This window comes from Hydrogenophaga sp., from assembly GCF_030651625.1.
In the GTDB taxonomy this organism is placed as follows: domain Bacteria; phylum Pseudomonadota; class Gammaproteobacteria; order Burkholderiales; family Burkholderiaceae_C; genus Hydrogenophaga.
Genome location: NZ_JAUSCF010000027.1, coordinates 23,137 through 47,017 on the forward strand (window position 1 = coordinate 23,137; position 23,881 = coordinate 47,017).

General features: G+C 63.3%; 17 protein-coding genes and 1 pseudogene. 9 read left to right on the forward strand and 9 right to left on the reverse strand.

What is annotated here, in order from left to right:
- Positions 1-84 precede the first annotated feature (84 nt).
- Positions 85-1,236 (reverse strand): ABC transporter substrate-binding protein, encoded by a 1,152-nt coding sequence (locus tag Q7V46_RS13325; RefSeq protein ID WP_304914043.1) that lies wholly within the window; start codon positions 1,234-1,236, stop codon positions 85-87.
- A 136-nt stretch (positions 1,237-1,372) separates the two neighbouring features.
- Between Q7V46_RS13325 and Q7V46_RS13330 the strand changes: the two genes are divergently transcribed.
- Genes Q7V46_RS13330 through Q7V46_RS13340 form a run of 3 tightly spaced genes read left to right on the forward strand, consistent with a single transcriptional unit; the run spans position 1,373 to position 4,886 of the window.
- Complete coding sequence (locus Q7V46_RS13330) at positions 1,373-3,418, forward strand: molybdopterin-dependent oxidoreductase (RefSeq protein ID WP_304914044.1); 2,046 nt, start codon at positions 1,373-1,375, stop codon at positions 3,416-3,418.
- Complete coding sequence (locus Q7V46_RS13335; protein ID WP_304914045.1) at positions 3,418-4,536, forward strand: aminopeptidase; 1,119 nt, start codon at positions 3,418-3,420, stop codon at positions 4,534-4,536. The genes Q7V46_RS13330 and Q7V46_RS13335 overlap by 1 nt, the downstream gene beginning before the upstream one ends.
- 14 nt (positions 4,537-4,550) lie before the next feature.
- Positions 4,551-4,886, forward strand: coding sequence for a polyhydroxyalkanoic acid system family protein (locus Q7V46_RS13340; protein WP_304914046.1), 336 nt, complete (start codon positions 4,551-4,553; stop codon positions 4,884-4,886).
- A gap of 50 nt (positions 4,887-4,936) precedes the next feature.
- Here Q7V46_RS13340 and Q7V46_RS13345 read toward each other — a convergent pair whose 3' ends face one another.
- Positions 4,937-5,191 (reverse strand): acyl-CoA-binding protein, encoded by a 255-nt coding sequence (locus tag Q7V46_RS13345; protein WP_304914047.1) that lies wholly within the window; start codon positions 5,189-5,191, stop codon positions 4,937-4,939.
- A gap of 235 nt (positions 5,192-5,426) precedes the next feature.
- On the opposite strand from Q7V46_RS13345, the gene Q7V46_RS13350 reads away from it, so the two are divergent.
- Positions 5,427-7,025, forward strand: coding sequence for a wax ester/triacylglycerol synthase family O-acyltransferase (locus Q7V46_RS13350; protein ID WP_304914048.1), 1,599 nt, complete (start codon positions 5,427-5,429; stop codon positions 7,023-7,025).
- A 29-nt stretch (positions 7,026-7,054) separates the two neighbouring features.
- Here the strand turns inward: Q7V46_RS13350 and Q7V46_RS13355 are convergent, their stop codons facing one another.
- Positions 7,055-7,819, reverse strand: a complete 765-nt coding sequence (locus Q7V46_RS13355; RefSeq protein ID WP_304914049.1) for a type III pantothenate kinase — start codon at positions 7,817-7,819, stop codon at positions 7,055-7,057.
- Between the two features lie 75 nt (positions 7,820-7,894).
- Positions 7,895-8,569: a helix-turn-helix transcriptional regulator gene (locus Q7V46_RS13360; RefSeq protein ID WP_304914050.1), complete on the reverse strand. Its 675-nt coding sequence runs from the start codon at positions 8,567-8,569 to the stop codon at positions 7,895-7,897.
- A 173-nt stretch (positions 8,570-8,742) separates the two neighbouring features.
- Here Q7V46_RS13360 and Q7V46_RS13365 point away from each other — a divergent pair, with 173 nt between their 5' ends.
- Positions 8,743-9,975: a sensor histidine kinase KdpD gene (locus Q7V46_RS13365; RefSeq protein WP_304914051.1), complete on the forward strand. Its 1,233-nt coding sequence runs from the start codon at positions 8,743-8,745 to the stop codon at positions 9,973-9,975.
- A 7-nt stretch (positions 9,976-9,982) separates the two neighbouring features.
- The gene (locus Q7V46_RS13370; protein ID WP_304914052.1) at positions 9,983-10,969 is read left to right on the forward strand and encodes a response regulator; all 987 of its coding nucleotides are present in this window, start codon (positions 9,983-9,985) and stop codon (positions 10,967-10,969) included.
- Between the two features lie 212 nt (positions 10,970-11,181).
- Here Q7V46_RS13370 and cqsA read toward each other — a convergent pair whose 3' ends face one another.
- From cqsA to Q7V46_RS13390, 4 genes and pseudogenes are all read right to left on the reverse strand, one after another.
- Complete coding sequence (gene cqsA, locus Q7V46_RS13375; protein WP_304914053.1) at positions 11,182-12,438, reverse strand: alpha-hydroxyketone-type quorum-sensing autoinducer synthase; 1,257 nt, start codon at positions 12,436-12,438, stop codon at positions 11,182-11,184.
- Positions 12,439-12,602: 164 nt separating this feature from the next.
- Positions 12,603-13,043, reverse strand: a complete 441-nt coding sequence (locus Q7V46_RS13380) for a rhodanese-like domain-containing protein (RefSeq protein WP_304914073.1) — start codon at positions 13,041-13,043, stop codon at positions 12,603-12,605.
- A gap of 174 nt (positions 13,044-13,217) precedes the next feature.
- Positions 13,218-13,718, reverse strand: a pseudogene (locus Q7V46_RS13385) (MBL fold metallo-hydrolase); the annotation flags it as partial.
- 17 nt (positions 13,719-13,735) lie between these two features.
- Complete coding sequence (locus tag Q7V46_RS13390) at positions 13,736-13,981, reverse strand: metal-sensitive transcriptional regulator (protein WP_304914054.1); 246 nt, start codon at positions 13,979-13,981, stop codon at positions 13,736-13,738.
- A gap of 292 nt (positions 13,982-14,273) precedes the next feature.
- Here Q7V46_RS13390 and Q7V46_RS13395 point away from each other — a divergent pair, with 292 nt between their 5' ends.
- From Q7V46_RS13395 to Q7V46_RS13405, 3 genes are all read left to right on the forward strand, one after another.
- On the forward strand, positions 14,274-15,155 hold the full coding sequence (locus Q7V46_RS13395; RefSeq protein ID WP_304914055.1) for a PPK2 family polyphosphate kinase: 882 nt from the start codon (positions 14,274-14,276) through the stop codon (positions 15,153-15,155).
- A 41-nt stretch (positions 15,156-15,196) separates the two neighbouring features.
- Complete coding sequence (gene icmF / locus Q7V46_RS13400; protein WP_304914056.1) at positions 15,197-18,538, forward strand: fused isobutyryl-CoA mutase/GTPase IcmF; 3,342 nt, start codon at positions 15,197-15,199, stop codon at positions 18,536-18,538.
- 253 nt (positions 18,539-18,791) lie between these two features.
- On the forward strand, positions 18,792-22,793 hold the full coding sequence (locus Q7V46_RS13405) for a PAS domain S-box protein (protein ID WP_304914057.1): 4,002 nt from the start codon (positions 18,792-18,794) through the stop codon (positions 22,791-22,793).
- On the opposite strand, the gene Q7V46_RS13410 is transcribed toward Q7V46_RS13405, so the two are convergent.
- Positions 22,765-23,847, reverse strand: a complete 1,083-nt coding sequence (locus Q7V46_RS13410) for a DUF6352 family protein (RefSeq protein ID WP_304914058.1) — start codon at positions 23,845-23,847, stop codon at positions 22,765-22,767. The two genes, Q7V46_RS13405 and Q7V46_RS13410, sit on opposite strands and share 29 nt — an antisense overlap.
- Between the last annotated feature and the right edge of the window lie 34 nt (positions 23,848-23,881).

Sequence of the window (23,881 nt, forward strand, 5' to 3'; positions counted from 1 at the left end):
CCAGGGGCGACAACCCTGCGCAGGTCGGGGCCGGCAAGCAGCCATCAGCAGCTGTCAACAACCCCCAGCAGTGATCGAGTGTGTTCAGCGACGAATTCGGCCATCGGCCGTCAGCAGCGTCAACTCGACGAACTTGGAGCCCGTGTGCTTGGCAGGGCCAAAGTCCACCGGAAATCCTCCCAGGTCCAGGTTGCGGATGCTTTGGACCGCATTGATGAAACCCTCCCGGGTCAGGCCGCGCCCTGCGCGGCGCACCGCTTCGGTGAACACCTTGGCGGCGACGAACCCTTCCATGCTGGAGTAATTCGGTGACTGACCCGTTTTGGCTTTCACGGCGGTCAGGTATTCGCCAGCCACCGGCGAAAGCGGCGTGTACGGAAAGGGCATGACCTGGCTCACCACCACACCCCGGGCGTCCTTGCCAAGCTCGTCCAGCAGCGCCTGCGTGCCCACGAAGGACACATTGAAGAAGTTGCCCGCGAAACCTTGTTTGCGCGCAGCCCGGATGAAACTCGCACACGATTTGTAGGCGCTGATCTGGACGATGGCCTCTGGCCGCAGCGCCATGATGTCGCTCACGGCTTTGTCGACATCGACGGTGTTTCGCTCCACCGTCCCGATGGAAACAGGCTCGAGATTCGACTCCTTCAGTGCCCTGCTGACGCCCTCGAGGCCTGCCTTGCCGTAGGCATCGTTCTGGTAGAACACCGCGATCTTCTTGATGCCGGTGGAGAGGTTCTGCCGGACGATGGCGGCGGTTTCGTCAAAATACGAAGCCCGCACATGGATCGCATAGCGGTTGAAGGGTGTGCGCAGCACCTCGGCCCCGGTGAAGGGCGCAAAGAACGGCACCTTGGCCTCGGTGGCCAGCGGCAACGCCACCACCCCGGTGGGGGTGCCGATGTAGCCGAACAGTGCGAACACCCCTTCGTCGATCAGCTGGCGCGTGTTGGCGGCACAGCGCTCGGGCTCGTACCCGTCGTCCAGCCGCTTGATCTCGACGGTGCGGCCATTGACGCCTCCCCTGGCGTTCAGGGCCTCGAAATACAGCTGCGCCCCCAGGTAGAACTGCAACCCCAGTTGCTCGGCGGCGCCTGAAAACGGCGCTGATTGTCCAAGCAGGATTCGCGTGTCGGTCACGCCGGCACTCTGGGCCCCCGCCGTTCCCGCCCAGGTACCCAGGGCCGACGACCCAACCAGCTTACAGACCGCGGAAAGCGCTTGGCGACGGTGCATGGCAATCTCCTGATATGCTGACTTCCAGCTTTGACATCGTGGGCGCCGCAAGGGCGTTTCGGGAGCAGCATATAACATAAGAACCGCTCGCAGACCCACCTTTCCGACCCCCGGCGACAACGATCCGACGTCCACCATGAACACCATCGCCGTCCGTGGCGCCTGCCCCCACGACTGCCCCGACACCTGCGCCCTGATCACCACCGTCGACAACGGCGTGGCCGTCCGCGTTCAAGGCAATCCCGACCATCCCCACACCGATGGCGTCCTGTGCACCAAGGTCTCGCGTTACACCGAACGCACCTACCACCCGCATCGGCTGTTGCACCCGCTGCGGCGAACCGGACCCAAGGGGAGCGGTCAATTTGAGCGCGTGGACTGGGACACCGCGCTGGAGGACATCGCATCCAGACTCGAGGTGATTGCGGCACGCAACCCCGAAGCCATCCAGCCTTACAGCTATGCGGGCACCATGGGGCTGGTGCAGGGTGAGGGCATGGCAGCCCGTTTCTTTCATCGCCTGGGCGCATCGTTGCTGGACCGCACCATCTGCGCCAACGCCGGCGCCGAAGGCCTGATGCACACGCTGGGTGGCAAGGTCGGCATGAAGGTGGAGCATTTTGCCGAGGCCGGGTTGATCCTGATCTGGGGCAGCAATTCAATCGCCAGCAACCTTCATTTCTGGCGCCAGGCGCAACAGGCCAAGCGCAATGGCGCACGCCTGATCTGCATCGACCCCCGCCGAAGCGAAACCGCCGAAAAATGCCACGATCACATCGCCCTGCGCCCTGGTACCGACGCTGCCCTGGCGCTGGCCGTGATGCACGAGCTCATCACCCACGACTGGCTGGACCACGACTACATTGCTGCCCATACCCTGGGCTGGGAGCGTCTGCGCGAGCGTGCTTTGCAATGGTCACCGCAACGTGCGGCCGACGTGTGCGGTGTCCCCGTGCAACAGATCCAGGATCTTGCACAGGCCTATGGCACCACCCGCCCAGCCGCCATTCGCCTGAACTACGGCATGCAGCGCGTGCGTGGCGGCGGCAATGCGGTGCGCGCCGTGGCCTGCCTGCCAGCCCTGGTGGGCGCCTGGCGTCACCGTGCGGGTGGCCTGCTGCTGTCTTCGTCTGGCTTTTTTCCTATCCAGCGCACAGCGCTGCAGCGCCCCGATCTGCTGGCCGGTCGCACGCCGCGCACCATCAACATGAGCACCATCGGCGACGACCTGTTGCGCGAAGCCTCGCCGGTATTCGGCCCGAAGATCGAAGCCCTGATCGTCTACAACAGCAACCCGGTGGCGGTGGCGCCCGAATCGCCCAGAGTGGTGGAGGGCTTTGTCCGCGAAGATATGTTCACGGTGGTGCTCGAACACTTCCAGACCGACACCGCCGACCACGCCGACTACATCCTGCCCGCCACCACCCAGCTTGAGCACTGGGACATCCACGCCAGCTATGGCCACACCGATGTGCTGCTCAACCGCCCGGCCATCGCTCCCCTGGGTGAAGCCCGCACCAACACCGACATCTTCCGCGCCCTGGCCCGTCTCATGGGCTTTGACGACCCCTGCTTTTCGGAGGACGACCTCACGCTTTGCCGCACAGCGTTCGGCGGCGCTGTCGATTTTGACCAGTTGCTTGAAACCGGCTTCGCCAGCCTGCCCGTGCCCGATGCACCTTTCGCCCATGGCGGCTTTCCCACCGCGACAGGTCGCTGCGAGTTTTTCAGCGAACGCCTGGCGTCACAGGGCCTTGATGGCCTGCCTGATCATCTGCCCAACTACGAAACGCCGACCGCCGGGGATCGGTACCCGCTGGCCATGATCTCGCCGCCAGCGCGCAATTTTCTGAACTCCAGCTTCGTGAACGTACAGAGCCTGCGCGACATCGAAGGCGAACCCGTGCTTGAAATGCACGCTGACGACGCACAAGCCCGTGGCATCGAATCGGGCCAGATGGTGCGCATCTTCAACGACCGGGGTGAGTACCGGTGCAAGGCCGAAGTGTCTCGACGTGCCCGGCCAGGCGTGGTCAATGGCCTGGGCGTCTGGTGGCGCAAGCTGGGTGCGTTCGGTACCAACGTGAACGAGGTCACCAGCCAGCGCCTCACCGACCTCGGCCGCGGCCCGGTGTTCTACGACTGCGCGGTGGAGGTTCAACCGCTGGCGGAGACAGTCTGATGCGGCTGCTCCGGGGGGTGATCGCCCTGCTTTTCACCGCCAGCCTGACGGGCTGCGCCAGTCCCACCACCGGGGTGGGCTACTACTGGCAATCGGTCACCGGCCACCTGCAACTGATGCGGAGCGCTCGCCCGGTCGAGGCCTGGATCGAAGACGAAAAAACCCCGGCGGCCCTCAAGGAGCAGCTGGCCACTGCTCAGCGCATCCGCACTTTTGCGGCCGAAGAACTGGCCCTGCCCGACAACGCCAGCTACCGCCGCTACGCCGACCTGCAGCGCAGGGCCGCCGTGTACAACGTGGTCGCAGCGCCCGCCCTGGAGCTCACACTGAACACCTGGTGCTTTCCGGTGGTGGGCTGTGTGGGCTACCGGGGCTACTACAGCGAATCCAATGCCCAGGCCTTTGCCGACAGCCTGCCCCGCGAACTGGATGTGGCCGTCTACCCCGTTCCTGCGTACTCCACGCTCGGCTGGATGAACTGGGCCGGTGGCGACCCCCTGCTCAACACGTTCATCGGCTACCCGGAAGGCGAACTGGCACGCATCATTTTTCATGAACTGGCCCATCAGGTGGTGTACGTGAAGAACGACACCATGTTCAACGAGTCGTTCGCCACCGCCGTGGAACGGTTGGGTGGCGCACGCTGGCTGACGCAACAGGCCGACCGGAAGGCCAAGGCCGAGTACGCCGCGTTTGATGCCCGTCGCCGGGAGTTTCGCGCCTTGACCCTCGCAGTTCGCGCGCGCCTGCAGGCCCTCTACGCGGACCCGTCGCTGGACGAAGCAGCCCAACTTCAGCAGAAGGCAGAAGTGATGGCACGCTTCCGTCAGGATTACGAAGACACCAAGCAGCGCTGGGGAGGGTTTGCGGGCTACGACGCCTGGGTGGCACGCGCGAACAATGCGACCTTCGCGACCCAGGCGGCCTACGACGAACTGGTGCCGGGATTTGAAGCCTTGTTCGAAAGCAATGGTGGCGATTTCGGGCGGTTTTACGATGCGGTGCGTGCGCTGAGCAAACGACCCAGGGCAGAACGCCACGAACAGCTTCGCCGCATGGCCACAAGCGATGAAAATACCGCAGTCATTCGGCCAGACTCACACCGCCAAGCGAGCTAAACAGGAATCACACCATGGCAGACATTCACATCCGGCGCGATCACCACCTCGGACTCCGCGCCGCCCGAAAGGTCGCCTGGCAATGGGCCGAGCAGGCTGAAGAAAAATTCGACATGAGCTGCACCTATGCAGAAAGCGACACCTGCGATGAAGTGCAGTTCACCCGCTCAGGCGTCAGCGGCACCCTCAAGGTGACAAAAGATCACTTCGAACTGGACGCGCAACTGGGTTTCCTGCTCGGCGCCTTCAAGGACCGGATCGAGGGCGAAATCGTGAAGAACCTGGACGTCCTGCTGGCGGCGAAGACACCCTCAGCGAAAAAAACCGCTGCCAGGAAAAAGGCCACCTGAGATCGCCTCAGTGGCCAGTGGGCAGTCCATGCACCACGAGGTAGTGCAGATCAGCTGAGGCTTTCGATCAGGTCCACGTACTGCTGCATGGCGTCGTCGCTGGAAGTGCCCTTGCACCCGTTCCAGGCATCCCACTTGGCGCGTCCCACCATGTCACCGAAACCAGGCTTCTTGTCGGCATTGTCGCCCGTGGTGGCCTGCTTGTAGAGCGCGTAGATTTTCAGCAGTGTGGCGTTGTCGGGCCGCTCGTTGAGGTTCTTGGAGTTGGCAACGGCGGCTTCAAAGCGGGTCTTGAGATCGGACATGAAGGTCTCCTGTTGGAATGAATCAGCGCCGGTGAAGGCGCCCGGGTGCGGCCTGCAAGGCGGCCGAGGGGGTGAGAGGACAAGGATGGGCCCGGGACAATGCCGGCATCAGGGCTCGCCCGGTATCTTACGTGCTGACCTCACGGCAGAATAGGGTCAGTATTCAGACAACAACAACCCGTCCGGCCGCAAGCGATCACTTAGATTCAGCGGATGCAGGGCAGCAGGAGACACCATGGTCCAGCGCGTTCGCCGCAAGGCTGCTCACACCGTCACGCCAGTCGCGGCCGCACCCCGGGTCCGTCGCAGCAGGGGCTCAGGCACACCAACCGCTGTTCCGGCCGGCAGACCACGAGCGCCGGCCAAGACTTCCCTGGCCACCAGTCTGGGGCTGGAAGGGGAACGCATGAGCAAGGTCGACACGGCCTGGTTGCGCATGGACTCGGCATCCAACCTCATGATGATCGTGGGCGTCTGGGTGCTGCGACCGGGCATCACGGTGGCCGCCCTGAGCGAACGCGTGCGCGAGCGCATGCTGCCGTACCCCCGGTTCGTGCAGGTCGCCCGACAGGATGCTGCTGGCGCCCACTGGGCAATTGATGCGGACTTTCAGCTGGACAGGCACGTGTTTGCGCGTCCACTCGAACGCCAGAAGGGACAGACCGAGCAGGCGGCACTGCAGGCGCGCGTGGCACACCTGACCATGCAACCTCTCGACCACGACCACCCGCTGTGGCAGTTCGAGTTGATCGAGCACTATCAGGGTGGCTCCGCGCTGGTCGCACGCATCCACCACTGCATCGCCGACGGAATCGCACTCATCAGCGTGATGATGAGCCTGGTCGACGGCGGCAAACCGCCGCCGCTGCACAGACCGCGCAAAACCGGCCGCGCAGCCATGGCGGCCGCCGAGGACTGGGTGGCCGATTCGCTGATCCGTCCGCTGGGCGAGCTGACCGCGCGCGCACTGGAGGTGGCCGGCGGCGGCGCTGCCCGGTCGCTGTCGCTGCTGTCCTCGCCACAACAAGGGCTGAGCGACACCTTCGAACAGGCCATGGACATGGCACGCGTCGGCGGCCAGCTCGCCAGCGACCTGGCCGCGCTGGCCCTGATGCCCGACGACTCCCCCACACGGCTCAAAGGCCAACCCGGCCAACACAAACGGGTCGCCTGGTGCGAACCCCTGCCACTCGACGAAGTGAAGGCCATCAGCAAGGCCATGAAATGCTCGATCAACGACGTGCTGTTGAGTTGCGTGGCCGGGGCCATCGGCGGCTACCTGCGACGCCAGGGCGACGACCCGCGCGGCAAAGAGATCCGCGCCATGGTGCCGATCAACCTGCGACCCATGTCAGATGCCTGGAAGTTGGGCAACCGGTTTGGCCTGGTGCCTCTGGTGCTCCCGATCGGCGTGGACAACCCCATCGAGCGCGCGCTGGCGGTGCGTGCACGAATGACCAGCCTCAAGGGCAGCCTGCAGCCGCTGCTGACCTACGGCTTGCTGTCCGTGGCAGGGCTGCTGATCAAACCGGCGCAAGATGCCTTGCTCAGCCTGTTCGGGCGCAAGACCACCGCCGTGATGACCAACGTACCAGGGCCCACCGTGAAGCTCAAGGTGTGTGGCTCCACGCTGGAGCAGACGATGTTCTGGGTCCCGCAAAGTGGCACCGTGGGGCTCGGGGTGTCGATCCTCAGCTACGGCGGTGGGGTGCAGTTCGGCGTGATCGCGGACACCACACTGTGTCCGGATCCGCAAAAAATCATCGACGAGTTCGAACCCGAGTTCCGCCGCCTGATGACCCTGACCCTGATGCTGCCGTGGGGTGGGGACTGACCCCCCCGCGCCGCAGGCGGCGCGGGGGGTCAGCCCAAACGTTTATCGGCGATTTCCAGCAGGCCGTCAAAAATCAGGCTTTCCACCAGCTCGACTGGCGTCGACATGCTGGGCGCCATCTTCCAGCCCGCGCCGCCGGTCATGTAACACACCGGCGCATCACCGCAGTGCTTCTGCAGGTTCTCCACCATGCGCTGGACCGCCCCGGCGATTGCAAACGTGCCGCCGCTGGTGAGGGCATCGCTGGTGTTGGTCGGGAAATCGCGCACTTCACCCGTGGGCACATGCAGCCCCGCTGTACCTGACTCCAGCGCTCGCAACATGATCCCGTGACCGGGCAGGATGATGCCGCCGAGGAAGCGCCCTTCGACGTCGATCGCCTCGACAGTGACCGCCGTGCCCACCATCACCACCACGCAAGGCTTGGGCGGGCCCTGGGACAAAAGCCGCTGGCGCGCACCGATCATGGCAACCCAGCGATCGGTGCCCAGGCGGGCTGGGTGGTCGTACCCATTGACGACGCCCGCTTCTTCGCTGCTGGAGACCACCCACCGCGGCACCACGTCCCACAGTTCCAGTTGCTCTTCCACCCGGCGCTTGACGGCGTCACCGGCCACCACACAGCCCATCACCCAACTTGGCGTCGGCAGGTCGGCCCAGTCACCTTCCGACAGTTTTTCAATATGCTCGAGGAACTGTGCTCCATGCGCCAGCAAACGGGCGCCCACACGCGGCGCATCGTAGAGCGCCCATTTCAGGCGAGTGTTCCCAACGTCCAGGGCCAGAAAAGTCATGGCCGCATTATGACGATGAGGCGGGATGCGCAATGTCGCAGCGCAACAGCGGTAGGATGGATCTTCTGCGGCGCGTCAGAAAACCCCGATCCAGCAGGCGCGCTGCACCGCCGCGAGCTTGTTGTCGGTCTGCAGTTTGGCCATGGCGTTCGAGAGGTGGTAATTCACCGTACGTTCGGAACAGTCCATGCGAAGAGCGGTTTCGCGAGCGGTCAAGCCTTCAAAAGCCAGGTACAGGCTTTCCTGTTCGCGAGGGCTCAACGTGACCCGCTGCTCGGCAATCGAGCGCTTGAGCATGGGCCAGATATTGAAGGCCGACCAGGCCAGTACCGCCGCTTCTGATCGATCCGCAAACGACTTGGGGCTGAACATGAAACATTCGAAGGCCCGCCCTGCCGGCAGACAGAAGGCCACGCGAACCAGGGTCTGGTACCCATGCGCCAGCCACAACCGGCGCCATCGGCTGCCGCTGTCCATGGACGACTTGGAAATGTCCTGCCAGGCGACCAGAGGCGCGTCACTGTCGCGCCAGCTTGCACCAAAATCGCGACTCTCCGCCAGGGCCTGTGCGGCGCCCAGCAACCGAGGGGGATGAATGGCCAGCACCTGCCGGTCATCGCGGCCGCCCGTGGGGTTCGGGCCCAGAACCAGCACCGCCTCGACCCCCTGGTCGTGCAGCGCACAGACCCAGTCGGCGAGGACGGCGTCCAGGCCGACACTGTCAAAGTTGACAGGTAAGGTTGTGGTCATGATCAGGAAAAGCCTTCAACTGTGACAATACGTTTCTCTCGCATCTTGCGGTCAAGACTCCCCGTCGGAAGGAATACATAGTGCGTCTGGACCGATTGTGGTTCCACAGTGCAAAAGCTCGCCTTTGGCGAGGGATGCAGGACGAGATCGTCCATGCCCCGCTGGAAGCTATTTTGCATCCATCGCGCTACCGTCTGATCTGGATCGGTTTTTTTACCTTTTTCGGGCACATCAGCATTGCGATTGTCTGGGGCCAGGTGATTCCCCAGCCCTATGAAAACTACGCCATGCGCGTGGCCATGGCCATGCTGTCCATCGTGTACGTGATGCCCGAGATGCTGCGCGATCCGATGTCGCACAGCAGCGGGCGCTATTTCGGGTTCGCAACCTGGATTCAGCTACCCTGGTTTTTCAGCTGGATGTACTGCATGAACGCGGGCAATGCCGCCTGGCTGGCCAGCATGACGGCGATGATCCTGATCTACTACCACGCCACCGACTGGCGACTGGCCACGCTGGGCCTGGTCACAGGCCTGCCCGCTGGCTATCTGGTCGCCCACGCTTTGCAAGGGCAGACGCCCGTATTCGACAATCCCGGCGTGGCCGTGGTCGTGATCGGATTTGCCTGGATCATGGGTTTGATGCTGGGCTTCTCAAGTGCCAACCTGCGCCGAACCCGCTTGCTCAATACCCTGAGCACCATGGGCGTCATGGCGCACGAGTTGCGAACGCCGCTGGCCACCGTCAACCTGCTGGGTGATGTGATGCGCAATCTGGTGCAGCACGATGTTCCAGAGAGCAAGCGCAAGCGAATTGAAGAGCTGTCGGGTCGTCTGCAAAGCCTGGTGCGCAGCATGAACCAGCAGATCGACACCCAGATCTCCAACGCCCAATTGTTCAGGCTGCCGCGCAACCAGACCCTGATCAGGGCTGCCGAGATGGTGCACGAGACAGTGCAACAGTTTCCCTATCGCTCCACGCGTGAGCGCGATTGTGTGCGTGTGCATATTCAGCAGGACTTCTGCTTCCAGGGCTCGCGCCCGTTGTTTGGCCAGGTGTTGTCCAACCTGATCAAGAACGGATTGCACTCACTGGCGTCTGCCAGCAGCGCGCCCAGCCCTGGCGACCTCCGGGTTGATGTGGGCATCCACCACGGCAAAGGACGCATCGCGGTGTCTGATGAAGGTGTCGGTATCGCGCACGATCTGCAGCAGCGGATCTTCGAGCCGTTCTATTCGACCCAGTCCGGGGCCGGCAGCGGGCTCGGGCTCACGTTCTGCAAAAACGTGGTGGAGTCTGCGCGCGGCACGCTCAGCGTCCACTCGGAATACTCACGCGGGGCGGTCTTCATGATCGATCTGCCGCTCATGCAAGGCCCGCTCCCACTCACCGACACACCGGAATGACGATGCGATGGCACTGACGTTTTCACTCTTTCACCGCCCAGGAAGCATTCTGTTCCTCGACGACGACCCCGACTACCTCGACATGCTCGGCATGGTGGTGCCCGCCAACTGGCAGATCGAGCTTTTTTCGCGCCCCTCGGGTTTCAGCGAGCGCATGCGCCAGGAACCTGCCCGATGGGAGGCCGACGCCAATCTGCAGCTGCAGATGATCGACCGCTGGCGCCACGGCCAGCCACTGATTCCCCAGGTGCTGCGCTATTGGGGAAACAACCCCTCCCGCTACAACCTGGCCAAGACGTGTGTGATCGATTTCGCCATGCCCGGCACCAACGGTCTGCAGGTGTTGGACACCTTGCTGGACTGGCCCGGCTCCCGCGTGCTGCTGACCGGCCAGGCAGACGAGCAGATCGCCGTGCAGGCATTCAACAACGGGCTGATCGATCAGTTCGTGCCCAAACAGGCGCCCGACATCACCCGACTGCTCATGGGCGTCTTGCGCAGACTGTCCATTGCGCCCCATGCCCGGGTCAATGCACTCTGGCGAGGCGCGCTTCAGCCGGTCCAGCAGTCCATTCTGCAGATACCGTCGGTGTCCCAGGCACTGCAGGCCTATGTCGAACAACATTGGGTTGAGTATGCCGTACTGGGCCAGCCCTTTGGTCTGCTTGGCCTGGACGCCACAGGGCGTTGCCATTGGTTGCAACTCGAAGTTGCCTCCAGCCTCGGCGACCTGGCCGAGCTCGTGGCCACGGCAGGGCTGGCGTTCGACGTGGTACGTTCCGTGCAGGCCGGACGCCTGCTGGCCGCCGTCGAACTCCACCAGCAACTGGGCCTGCGCGGGCCGGTGCGCACGGCGCAGGCCATTCCCATGGGTAACGACGGCATGCTGCTGGCAGCGAGCTTTCCCCTGGAAGCCCATGAACTGCCGCAGCCCATCTATGGCTACCAGCACGTGCTGGGTGGCACGGACTCACGCTCCATCTGCGATGATTGAGACACCCCCCGCGCCGCCTTCGGCGTCACCCCCTTGGTAGGGGGGCGCACCCTGTGGTCCGGCGAAGCCGGTTCCACGGGTGCCCTGGATGGGGCACGCGCTCCGGAGGGAGTGACTGCTGCCCCCGCGCCGCCTTCGGCGTCAGCCCTCAAGGGGGGCGGCACTGGCCGACTGGCAAAACCAGCCCGGCGGTGCCCCTGCACGGCGCTATTTCACTCTTCGTGGGTCGCGCTCTGCGCGCTCATCCTCGCCCGGCGCGCAATGATCCAGTCCCATGGCTTGACGATGGGGGCGATTTCTCTCGCCACCGCCTCCAGATGTTCCAGCTCGGCCTCAGTGAGTGCCGCGTTGAGCGTCAGGCGTACCAGGGCGCGGTTGCGACTGGTGGCCGGCGCACAGAAGATGGCGCCGAACACGCCGCGCTCTTCCAGAGCATCGCGCAGCGCCATGGTTTCGGGCTCGGTGCCGGCCTCCAGCGCAATGATCTGCTCGGTGCCCTGGTGGATCGGATAGCCCATGTCGGACAGCGACTGCCGCACCCGGCGCGTCATGTCCTTGAGGCGCTCGCGGGCCGCATCCGCTGCCTTCAATACCCCCACAGTGGACTTGAGGCCGGCAATTTCCGACGGCAACAGACACGAACTGAAAATGTTCGGATAGCTTGAGCTCAGGATGTAATAGCGCATGCTCGCGGGTGCCGTGAAGAACCCCGCGCGTCCCGCGACCGACTTGGCCAGGCTTGCAGAAATGAAATGCACGCGATCGGTCAGCCCCAGTTCGGCACACAGACCTGCTCCGGCAGGACCGTGGGTGCCCAGCGAGTGTGACTCATCGACCAGAATCATGCTGCCGTGCTTTTCGACCACCTCCACCATGGCCTTCAACGGGCACACGGCGCCGGTGGTGCTGTAGACCGAATCCACCACCACCACGCCTGGCCCTTTCTTGCTCATCATGCGGTCGAGGTGATCGGGGTCGTTGTGGCGGAACGCATGCGCTGGCGCCCGGGCGGCATGGGCGCCTTCCCACAGCGAGGTGTGGGCCATGGTGTCTATGTAGACCGGGGTTTGGGGATCTGCGATCGATTGCAGCAAACCCACATTGGCCGAATAGCCCGACTGACACAGAAATGCGTCCTCTTTGCCCACCCAGTCGGCCAAGGTTTGCTCAAAAACACGCGATGGATGCTGATGCAGCAGAAAAACGCCCGATTGAACGACGAATTCGCTGCTTTTGGTGATGGCATCGACCTGGGCTTTGACGATGTCCGGGTGGCCGGTCACTCCCAGGTAGTCGTTGCCGTCCAGTCGCACGGCATTCGGTCCGGGTACCCGCCCGTGCAGCACAAACTTGCCGCCCCACACGCCATTCCATCGCGGCAGGAACTCCCGATCGATCCTGGCTTGCAGGGTGGCCGAAAGGCCGGGTTCACGAAATTTTGTGAGTTCGACTTGCCCCAACGCTTCCATGTTGTTCTCCTAAAAGGACGGAAAACCCCATTGAAAGAAGAAATCGGGCAATATGACCGTGACCCCTGTCAAAGATGACAGGGGTTGTTACGCTTTCTACTCAAGTTTTGGATATAGCCGCCGATATGAGCCACCCGAAGTGGTCACCAACAGCCCGGCAGCCGTCAGTTCTGCCGCCAGGGCAAGCCGCTCAGCTTCCAGCCGCCTCGTCGACCACGCTGCGCCTGGGAGTCGGGATCACCCTCAAAGCCTTCAAGAATGTTGTAAGCCTCCAACCCCAGCTCGGTGGCCCGTTTGGCAGCGGCGATGGATCGAACACCGCTGCGGCACAACATCACCAGCTTCTTCCCGCTGGCACCCGCTTGCCGGACACCATCGTCAAACACCGGATTCATGGTCATGCCGGGCCACTGCTTCCACGCCACCGCCACCGCGCCCGGCACGAAGCCGACCCACTCTCGCTCCGCGTCCGTGCGGACATCCACCAGCACAGCCTCCCCGTCCTGTACCCACCGCCAGGCCAGTTGAGGTGACACATCGCCGGCGTATCCGGCCAGCACCGGGCGGGGCTGCCAAAGCAATGCGCCGTCCAGATCGTGACGCATGCCTGACATGAGGTTGGCTGGCACCGCTTCATCGATCCGGCGTGGCTTTGGCAGGTCCAGCGCAGCCATGATCGCCACGAACTCGGCTTCGCTCTTGCCGGCTATGCGCGGATTGACGGCTTTTTCCTGCCCGATGGTGGAATGGGTGCGCCCCTGGTAGTCATGGCCTGGCCAGACCGTGGTCTCGTCGGGCAGAGCAAACAACACCTCTGTGATGCTGCGATAGAGATCACTTGCGCTGCCTGACTGGAAGTCCGTCCGTCCGCATCCGTTGATCAGCAGCGTGTCCCCAGTGAACACATGCTCCCGCCAGACAAAACTCATGCTGCCCGCCGTGTGCCCTGGCGTGTGCAAGGCCTTGAGCGACTCCCCTCCAAAGGGAAGGCAGTCTCCATGCTGGAGCTGAACCCCGGCGGTACCGATACCGCAACCGTGCGGTGCGGCGGTGCGAGCGCCCGCCAGCTCGGCCAGCTTTCCCGCGCTGGTGATGTGGTCGGCATGGGCATGGGTTTCCACCGCCCATACCAGTCTGAGTCCGTACTCTCGAAGGGTGGCCAGATCGCGCTCAAGCTGCTCGTCCACCGGATCGATGATCACGGCGTCACGGGAACTCTGGTCAAACAGCACATAGGTCCAGGTGCTGGAGGCGGTATCGAAGAGCTGAATCGGCTTCATGGCGGGTCTTTCGCAGATCAGGAATATTTCGACAGCATGTCGGCAACGTCGTCGGCCGGCACGCTCCCCTCAGCGATCACGCAGCCCACCAGCGCAAAGAAGGATTTGTCAAGCGCCTTGCGAACCGCTGCCAATTGTTGGGCCACTTTTTCGCAGTCGGCTTCGGTCTCGATGAGTTTCTGAATGCCACGAACCTGCCCCTCGGCACGCTTGAGACGCAGCACCAAGGCGCGCTTGCGCTCGGGGTCTCGAACGACGGTCATGAATGGTCTCCTTTGTTGGCCAATTCCGGCAACCCGTGATTGAATGACAGGTCATCGGCACTGAGAGCGATTTTATACTCCTTAGGGTATTTTTTGTGTCCAGCCATCACGCTCCCCGGACCGGGTTCGTCGCATCAGCCCGCAAGGTCTTCAAGACGCCAACCGAGGGTCAGCACCATGGTCTTCGACAATCGACTGGGGTAAGATTCATGATTGACGTTTACGTAAACGTCAATCAAGCTCGTCCACCTGCTGCTATGGGATATTGCCCCTCGGCACACCGGAGTACCGCATGCCCAGTTCAAGCGATTTTTCGCTGCCGTTTCCCGTTGCAGCCATCCAGGCCGCCAAAGGCAGTCCCTGGGCCGATTGGCAGGTGCCGGTCGCACGCAATGGCAAAGGCTTCAACATCAAGGCATTCGACACCCGCGCCAAGCCCTACTCCATTGGTAACAAGGGCACAGACCAAGCCGCTGTTGAAACCCTGGCCAAGGAACTTGACGCGCTGCAGGACGTGTTCTACGCCGACAAGCGCTTCAAGCTGCTGCTGGTACTCCAGGGCACCGACACGTCGGGCAAAGACGGTACCGTGCGGGGCGTGTTTTCGCGCACCAGCCCGCTCGGGGTGCACACCGTGGGCTGGAAAGCACCGACCGAGTTGGAGCGCGCGCACGATTACCTCTGGCGCATCCACCAGCACGTGCCGGGGGCCGGCGAGATCATGGTGTTCAACCGCAGCCACTATGAAGACGTGCTGGTTCCACCGGTGAACGGCTGGATCACGCCGGAGCAGACCCGCCAGCGCTACGAACACATCAACGCCTTCGAACGCATGCTGGCCGAAACAGGCACGGTCATTCTCAAGTGCATGCTGCACATCGGCTTTGACGAACAGCGCGAACGCCTGCAAGAACGAATCGACGACCCCAACAAACACTGGAAATTCAGTCATGGCGATGTGGAGGTTCGGCAACAGTGGAATGAGTACCAACAGGCCTATGAAAACCTGCTGGGTGCCACCAGCACGCCCTGGGCACCCTGGACGGTGGTGCCGGCCGACTCCAAGACCCATCGCAACCTGATGATCGCCACGCTGGTGCGCGACACGCTCAAGGCACTGGAACTGCGCTACCCGCCCGACGACCCATCGCTGGCCGGCCTGCGCATCGCCTGAGCAGACAACCTATTCCGAGACAAGCCAACAGAGACATGCCCATGACCCAACTTTCCGCCGACTACCAGGCCCTGGCCAGCTACCGCCCCACGCACAAGGTGCGCTTCGTCACCGCGGCCAGTCTGTTCGACGGCCACGATGCAGCCATCAACATCATGCGCCGCATCCTCCAGGGCATGGGCGCAGAAGTCATTCACCTCGGCCACAACCGCAGCGTGGACGAAGTGGTGACCGCAGCGCTACAGGAAGATGTGCAGGGCATTGCCATCAGTTCTTACCAGGGCGGTCACGTGGAGTACTTCAAGTACATGGTCGACCTGCTCAAGAGCAGGGGCGGCGAGCACATCCAGGTGTTCGGCGGCGGCGGTGGCGTGATTGTTCCCAGCGAGATCCGCGAGCTGCAGGACTACGGCGTGACCCGTATCTACAGCCCCGAAGACGGCCAGAAAATGGGGCTGGCCGGCATGATCGGCGAAATGGTGATGCGCTGCGACCGCGACCTCACCACCCTTGCGCCCCGAACGCTCAGCGCCATCGAAGGCCAGGGCGAGATGAACTGGCGTGCATTGGCGCAGCTCATCACAGCGCTCGAAAGTGGCAAGGCCGACCCGGCCATCGTGACCTCACTGCATGAGCAGGCCAAGTCCCGCAAGGTACCAGTGCTTGGCATCACCGGCACCGGTGGCGCAGGCAAGTCCTCACTCACAGACGAGCTCATCCGGCGCCTGCGACTGGACCAGGACGATACGCTGCGCGTGGCCGTGATCAGCATCGACCCTTCGCGGCGCAAGAGCGGTGGCGCCTTGCTGGGGGACCGCATTCGCATGAACGCCATTGGCCCGTGGCACACCGCCACAGCAAGCAAGGGGGGCAGCGACCCGCAAAACGGCGGAGCCTCCGGCCAACGTGTTTTCATGCGCAGCCTGGCCACACGCGACTTTGGCAGCGAGATCAGCGCGGCGCTGCCGGACGTGATCGCCGCCTGCAAGGTGGCGGCCTTCGACCTGATCATCGTCGAGACGTCGGGTATTGGCCAGGGCGACGCCGCCATCGTGCCGCACGTGGATATTCCGATGTACGTGATGACGCCGGAGTTCGGTGCCGCCAGCCAGCTGGAAAAGATCGACATGCTCGACTTCGCCGAGTTCGTGGCCATCAACAAGTTCGACCGCAAGGGCGCCAGCGATGCGCTGCGCGACGTGGCCAAGCAGGTGCAGCGCAACAAGGAAGCCTGGACCACGCCCACCGAGCAGATGCCGGTGTTCGGCACCATGGCCGCGCGCTTCAACGACGACGGTGTGACCGCGCTCTACCAGGCACTCAAGCTCCGCCTGGGCGAACTGGGACTGCCCCTGTCCGATGGCCGCCTGCCCCGGGTGGCGGTGCGCCACAGCACCAACCAGACACCCATCGTGCCGGGCGCCCGCACGCGCTACCTCGCCGAGATCAGCGACACCGTGCGCGGCTACAAGAGGGCGGCGCGCGAACAGGCGCGCCTGGCGCGCGAGATCCAGCAGTTGCATGCCACCGCCGTGATGCTGCGCGTGGACAAGCCCGAACGGTCGCGTGCCGCCGAAGCCGTGGTCGACCTGGCACAGGTTCGCGAACTGAACCAGGACCCGGCCGCACGCAAGCTGCTGACGCAATGGCCGGACATGCAGAAGGCCTACGCGGGCGACGAGTACGTGGTGAAGATCCGTGACAAGGAAATCCGCACCGCGCTCACCACCAAGAGCCTCTCGGGCACCACCATCCGCAAGGTCGCGCTGCCGCAGTACGAAGACCACGGCGAGATCCTGAAGTGGCTGATGCTGGACAACGTGCCCGGCAGCTTCCCCTACACCGCCGGCACCTTCGCCTTCAAGCGCGAGGGCGAAGATCCCACCCGCATGTTCGCCGGTGAGGGTGATGCTTTCCGCACCAACCGGCGCTTCAAGCTGCTGTCGGCCGGCACGCCTGCCAAGCGACTGTCCACTGCGTTTGACTCGGTCACGCTCTACGGCAACGACCCCGACCCGCGTCCCGACATCTACGGCAAGGTGGGCAATTCGGGCGTGAGCATTGCCACGCTGGACGACATGAAGGTGCTTTACGGCGGCTTCGACCTCTGCCACCCGGCCACGTCGGTCTCGATGACCATCAACGGCCCGGCGCCCAGCATCCTGGCGATGTTCATGAACACCGCCATCGACCAGAGCCTGGAGAAATTCAAGGCCGACAACGGCCGTGACCCCACCGACACCGAAGCCGCCAAGATCCGCGCATGGGTACTTGCCAACGTGCGCGGCACGGTGCAGGCCGACATCCTGAAAGAAGACCAGGGGCAGAACACCTGTATCTTCTCCACCGAGTTTTCACTCAAGGTCATGGGCGACATCGCCGAGTACTTCGTGCATCACGACGTGCGCAACTTCTATTCGGTGAGCATCAGCGGCTACCACATCGCCGAAGCCGGCGCCAACCCCATCAGCCAACTCGCGTTCACGCTCTCCAACGGATTCACCTTTGTGGAAGCGTACCTGGCGCGCGGCATGCACATCGACGACTTCGCGCCCAACCTGAGCTTCTTCTTCAGCAACGGCATGGACCCGGAATACACGGTGCTCGGCCGCGTGGCGCGCCGCATCTGGGCGGTGGCCATGCGCGACAAGTACGGCGCCAATGAGCGCAGCCAGAAGCTCAAATACCACGTGCAGACCAGCGGGCGAAGCCTGCACGCGCAGGAAATCCAGTTCAACGACATCCGCACCACGCTGCAGGCGCTGATTGCCATCTACGACAACTGCAACAGCCTGCACACCAACGCTTTCGACGAGGCCATCACCACGCCCACCGAAGACAGCGTGCGCCGAGCCATGGCGATCCAGCTCATCATCAACCGCGAGTGGGGTCTGGCCAAAAACGAGAACCCCAACCAGGGCGCCTTCATCATCGACGAACTCACCGAACTGGTCGAAGAAGCCGTGTTGCAGGAGTTCGAGAAAATCGCCGAGCGTGGCGGTGTGCTGGGCGCGATGGAGACCGGCTACCAGCGCGGCAAGATCCAGGACGAGTCCATGCACTACGAGATGCTCAAGCACACGGGCGAATACCCGATCGTCGGCGTGAACACTTTCCGCAACCCCAACGGCGAAATCGCACCGGACACACTGGAACTCGCGCGCTCGACCGACGAGGAAAAGCAGAGCCAGCTGCAACGGCTGGCCGACTTCCACGCCCGGCATGCTGACGCCTCACCTGCCATGCTCAAGCGCCTGCAACAGGCGGTGATTGACAACAAGAACGTGTTCGAGGTGTTGATGGAAGCGGTCCGCGTGTGCTCTCTGGGTCAGATCACACGTGCCCTGTTCGAAGTGGGTGGGCAATACCGTCGGAACATGTGACCGCTGGCGGCAGGGCATACCCGGCACCGCAAGGGAGTGCAGGAAGTCACGGTTTGGCTGCCCCGATTCGCGGAATGCGGGTGCAAGGGCACACCTCACCGACAATAGGTGAAAAAAGGGACAACTCCTTTGCCGCCCAGCATTCATGCTTCCTAACCCCTCATCCGATGCGCATGGCGAACGGGCTGACCAGGCTCCGGTAAGCCCTCCATCAGCAACCAGCGCGTCAGATTTTGGGCGGATCTGGCTGCGTGTGCTCGCAACCGGTGCCATCGTGTTGCTGCTGCTGTTGTCTGCCGGACTTCTGCTGACCCAGCGCGACGTGGCCCTGGACAGGGCCAAGGCACAGGCGCAGCGCGAGGTCAAGCGTCTGGCGGCCGAACTGGAAGAGTCGCTGCGGGTGGCCCGGGCCAGCTTGGAGGTTCTGCATGCAGCATCAGAACCAGAACGGACAAGGCTGCTGGCCAACCAGTCGCCGCTGGTTGAATCCCTGAACCTGCCATTCACCCTGCGACGGATTGACCGGCCAACGACCGACCTGCCCGCCAGCCAGTGGGTGCCCGGTCTGGCGCGTGAGCAGTCGGGCGAGTGGGTCCTGCCGATGACCTGGCGCCAGGCGCCAGAGCGCGGTGGCCAGACCTGGGAACTCATGCTGCCACGCAAGACCCTGCTGGAACGCTTTGCATCGGAGGGTCTGCCGCCCGGCGGCAGCATGAGCCTGTTTCGCATCGAAGACGATGGCGCCACCACCATACTCACCCGCTACCCACTGATCGAACAGGAACAGGGCCGCATGATTCGCGGCCGCATCGCCGACGCCATGCAACAGGCTCCCTCAGGGGTCATTGAGGCGGTGGCCGTGATCGACGGTGTGTCACGCATCGTGGGTTACCACCGACTGGGTGAAGGCGCCGAGCGCCTGATGGTGGTGTACGCACTGCCCGTTCAGGACGTGCTGGCCGCCTGGACGGCGGTGCTGCCCATGGCCATCGGGCTGACCCTGCTGGTGGCGGGCGCCATGGCCTTTGGTGCCTGGCGCCTGGACCGGACAATCCATCGCCTGCGCCGCAGCGAGCGGCATTTCCAGACCCTGACCGGTCACCTGCCCGACGTCGTGGTGCGCTATGACCAGAACCTTCGCGTGATGTACGCCAATCCGGCTGTTGAGGCGGCCAACGGTCTCAAGCCGGGGGAAATGCTGGGACGAACCCTTTCCGAGATCGGGGCACCGCCAGAGATCGCAGCGAAATGGAGTGCGTACATCGAAGGCGTCCTGAGAACCGGGCAAAGCGACACCCTGTATTTCTCCTATCCCGGACCAGGGGGCTTGCGCCACTGGGAGGCACAGGCCCTGCTGGAGCCTGCGCTGCCTGGTGACAAGCCCACGGTACTGGCAGTGAGCCGCGACATCACCGAGCGCCACGAAGCAAATGCCCGCCAACTTGCGGCCCAGCAACTGTTTGAATCGGTGTTTCAGGCAGCCCCTGAAGCCATGTCATTGAGCGATTGGGACGATGGGCGGCTCCTGCTGGTCAACGACGCGTTCTGCAGCCTGTTTGGTCGGCCCCGCGAACAGCTGCTCGGCGCCACATCCACCGAGCTGGGACTGTGGCGCGCAAGCGAAAGCCGCCAGCGCCTGTTGGCGGCCCTGGAAAATGGCGAACACGTGCGCGATGCCCAGGGCAGCAGCACAGGCCCGGACGGCCAGGAAATCCACGTGCGCTACAGCGCCGAACGGGTCACAGTGGATGGTCGCCCACGACTGCTGTTGATGTTCCGGGATGTCACACAGCTGGAGCTCGACCAGCGTGCACTGGCGCGCAACGAACTGCGTTTCCGGCTCGCCGCCTCGCGCGGTCAGGTGTGGGAGTGGGATTTTGATCAAGGCTTCATCCAGCCCAGCGACGAGTTCTTCGTGGCGCTGGGGCATGCCGCCCCCCCGGCCGATCGGCTGGCGGACGCCTTTCTGGAACTCCTCCACCCGGACGACCTGCCACGCTTGCGCGTGGCTCTGAAGCGCTTCTTCAAGGGAGAGGCCCCCTATCAACTGGAATTCCGTGCCAGTGACGCCCAGGGCCGCTACCGCTGGTTCGACACGCAGGGCAGTGGCGTGCGAGACGCGCTGGGTCATGTGACCTACATGGCAGGAACCGTTTTTGAAACCACCGAACGCAAGGCCCTGGAAGAAGCCCAGCGACAAACCCTCAATCAGCTGGAGACGGTGGCCAATGCCTCGCCAGCGCTGTTCTGGACCAGCGGGACCGACAATCGCTGCGACTGGTTCAACCAGGCCTGGCTGGCGTTCACCGGTCGCACCATGGAGCAAGAGCTCGGCGAGGGCTGGCTCGAAGGGGTTCACCCCGATGACCGGGACACTTGTCTGGGCGCCTATCTGAACGCATTCGAGGCGCGCGAGCCGTTCAGCATGGAGTACCGTCTGCGCCACCACAGCGGCGAATACCGCTGGTTGCTGGACCAGGGCCGCCCCCGCTTTGATGCCGATCACCGTTTCATTGGCTACATCGGTTCCTGCCTGGACCTGACCGACCTGCGGCAGGCCGAGGCCACCGCGCGCGAGCGCGGTGCCATGCTCGAGCAGGTGTTCGATGTGCTGCAGGACATGCTCTTCGTGGTGGATGCACAGGAACGCTTTGTGTATTTTCACGCCGGGCAGAGGAACCGGCTGTACGCGGCACCCGAGCAGTTCCTGGGGCGGACCGTGGGCGACGTGATGCCCCCCGACACGGTTGCGATGCAGCGCAAAGCCATGGCACAAGCCCGCGAACATGGCATGCAGGAGATGAACTACAGCCTGGACATGCCTGCAGGCCTTCGCCATTTCAACGCCCGCGTGGCCTGGTTGCCCGAAAGCGGGCACTGCATGTTTCTGGTGCGCGACGTCACCGAGCAGCAGGCGGCGCACCGGGAGCGCGAACGCCTGAGCGAGTTTGTCCTGCTGCTGTTTCGCCTGGCCAACCGCTTCATCAACCTGCCAGCCCAGGAATCCGATGCGGCCATCAATGAAGCGCTCGGGGACATGGGCCGATTTGTCGACGCTGACCGAGCCTATCTCTTTGACTACGACTTCGACACCGAAACAGGCTCCAACACTCACGAATGGTGCGCTGAGGGGATCACCCCGGAGATCGAGAATCTGCAGAACCTCCCATTCGAGCTGATCCCCGACTGGATCGGCAAACACCGCCTGGGCCAGGTCATGCACGTTCCCGATACCGAAAACCTGCCCACTGGCGTTCTGCGTGACCTGCTGAACTCGCAGGGCGTCCAGAGCCTGATGGCGCTGCCACTGATGCACGGCGAAAGGTGCATGGGCTTCGTCGGCCTGGACTCGGTGCGCAGAACCCACAACTACGGTGAAGAAGAAACCACCCTGCTGAAGCTGTTCTCCCAGATGCTGGTCAATATCCGCCTGCGGGTGGAGGCAGAAGAACAAATTCGCGAGCTGACCGAAGGGCTGGAGATCAAGGTTGCCGAACGCACGGCGCAGCTGCAGCACAGCGTGCAACAACTCACCACCGTGAACCGCGAACTCGAATCGTTCACCTACTCGGCTTCTCACGATTTGCGTACGCCACTGCGTGGCATCGAAGGTTTCAGCTCGCTGCTGCTTGAAGAACACGCGGATCAATTGGACGAGCAGGGGCGCGAATACCTGCAGCGCATCCAGCGCGCGACGCTGCACATGTCACAGCTGGTCAACGATTTGCTGGCCTATTCGCGACTGCAACAACTGACCGAACAGATTGAACCTGTGAGGCTGGTGAGCTGCGTGCGGGCAGTGGCTGCGCCGTTCCGCGACGAGCTGGAAGCGCGCCAGGGTGAATTGAGCGTTGTGATCCCTGACGACCTTTGGGTGCAAGCCAACGCCAAGGGATTGGCCATCGTCGTGCGCAACCTCATGGACAACGCCCTGAAGTTCACCCCGGCGGGCGAGGTGCCACGCATCCACATCGAAGCGCATGTTCTGGACGGCCGGGTACAGATCAGTGTGGCCGACCAGGGCATCGGATTCGACATGAGGTACCACGACCGGATCTTCGGCATGTTCCAGCGCCTGCACCGGCAAGAGCAGATTCCTGGCACCGGCATCGGGCTGGCGCTGGTTCAGAAAGCGGTGGAGCGCATGGGGGGCCGAATCTGGGCGAGCAGCGCACCGGGCGCGGGTGCCACCTTCTTCGTTGCGCTGCGAGAAGCGCAGCCGCCGTCTACGAACGGGTCACCAGCGGAAGGTTGAGCAGCAAGTTCTGCGGCTTGAGTTTGAGCAGGCCATCGGCAGTCATGGCCAGACCCAGGTAAACCGGCTTTCCCTGAATTTCAGGCAACACGTGTGCAGGGTCATCGAACCGCAAAACAAACAGGCTGATCAGTCGCCCCTGCCGTTCAGGCTCCACTGCATGACCCTGGTAGAGGTCGTTGAGCAGACGGCTGGACTCCGCATCCAGCCCCAGATGCCAGCGCCATGATGGATCGTCCACACGCGCTTCCGGGCGGATCTGAACAGGGGTCCCCAGAAAGTGCCGAACCCATCGTTGAAGCACCAGAGCCAGCGCCTTCAGTCCGGAGTTCGACCGCGTCATGGTGAGCGTGAGTCCATGTGGAAGCTCGTTCTGCACCTCATGCGTCAGATCCAGGACGAAATTGAAACGACCCGCGCCCAACCGGCTTTGCATGTAGCGCGCGCCATTGGCCTCAGCCAGTACCTCGACCTGCACCGCAGGCAAGGCAGCCCCTCCCTGAAGAAGCAATCGCCCTACCGCGCCGGCACCGCCGGTCTCGTTAAGCATGTCCAGCGTATCGGCGTCCCCACTGAGCACCCGCCCCTCACTCACGCTCACCCGTTGTCGGCGGAACAGCATTTCGGCCGCGCGCCAAACCAAGGGATCCGACTCGTCTGCCAGAAGGTGACTGACGATGGCCTGGATCATGAGGTCCAGGAACAGCGGTGGCAACGCAATGGAGCCGGCCTTGAAGAAGCCTGCGTACGCCGCTTCAAGGGATCCAGCCGCCATCACGGCATCGCGAAAGTCAAGAAACAGACGGTGATTGGCCCGCACGTCTTCGTCTGCCAGCGCATCCATTTCAGTCTGCGGCACCGCACGCAAAGGGTCACGCAACAACGCGGCGTGCAAAGCCCGCTCGGCATCACACGACTCGTCCACCAGGGCCAGTTCAGGCCGCTCCAGCCACAACCGCCAGTAGTGGGCAGTGGGCACCAGCCAGCCACGCTCATTGAAAGAAAGGCGGTCGTGACCGCAGGAAGACCAGAAGGTTTCAGACTGAGCAGACATGGAGGCAATCGACAAGATGCGCAGGAGGCGCAGC

Coding starts and splice junctions, on each gene's coding strand:
- Q7V46_RS13325 (WP_304914043.1), bottom strand. CDS start 1,236: ATGCACCGTCGCCAAGCGCTTTCCGCGGTCTGTAAGCTGGTTGGGTCG.
- Q7V46_RS13330 (WP_304914044.1), top strand. CDS start 1,373: ATGAACACCATCGCCGTCCGTGGCGCCTGCCCCCACGACTGCCCCGAC.
- Q7V46_RS13335 (WP_304914045.1), top strand. CDS start 3,418: ATGCGGCTGCTCCGGGGGGTGATCGCCCTGCTTTTCACCGCCAGCCTG.
- Q7V46_RS13340 (WP_304914046.1), top strand. CDS start 4,551: ATGGCAGACATTCACATCCGGCGCGATCACCACCTCGGACTCCGCGCC.
- Q7V46_RS13345 (WP_304914047.1), bottom strand. CDS start 5,191: ATGTCCGATCTCAAGACCCGCTTTGAAGCCGCCGTTGCCAACTCCAAG.
- Q7V46_RS13350 (WP_304914048.1), top strand. CDS start 5,427: ATGGTCCAGCGCGTTCGCCGCAAGGCTGCTCACACCGTCACGCCAGTC.
- Q7V46_RS13355 (WP_304914049.1), bottom strand. CDS start 7,819: ATGACTTTTCTGGCCCTGGACGTTGGGAACACTCGCCTGAAATGGGCG.
- Q7V46_RS13360 (WP_304914050.1), bottom strand. CDS start 8,569: ATGACCACAACCTTACCTGTCAACTTTGACAGTGTCGGCCTGGACGCC.
- Q7V46_RS13370 (WP_304914052.1), top strand. CDS start 9,983: ATGGCACTGACGTTTTCACTCTTTCACCGCCCAGGAAGCATTCTGTTC.
- cqsA (WP_304914053.1), bottom strand. CDS start 12,438: ATGGAAGCGTTGGGGCAAGTCGAACTCACAAAATTTCGTGAACCCGGC.
- Q7V46_RS13380 (WP_304914073.1), bottom strand. CDS start 13,043: ATGCGTCACGATCTGGACGGCGCATTGCTTTGGCAGCCCCGCCCGGTG.
- Q7V46_RS13390 (WP_304914054.1), bottom strand. CDS start 13,981: ATGACCGTCGTTCGAGACCCCGAGCGCAAGCGCGCCTTGGTGCTGCGT.
- Q7V46_RS13395 (WP_304914055.1), top strand. CDS start 14,274: ATGCCCAGTTCAAGCGATTTTTCGCTGCCGTTTCCCGTTGCAGCCATC.
- icmF (WP_304914056.1), top strand. CDS start 15,197: ATGACCCAACTTTCCGCCGACTACCAGGCCCTGGCCAGCTACCGCCCC.
- Q7V46_RS13410 (WP_304914058.1), bottom strand. CDS start 23,847: ATGTCTGCTCAGTCTGAAACCTTCTGGTCTTCCTGCGGTCACGACCGC.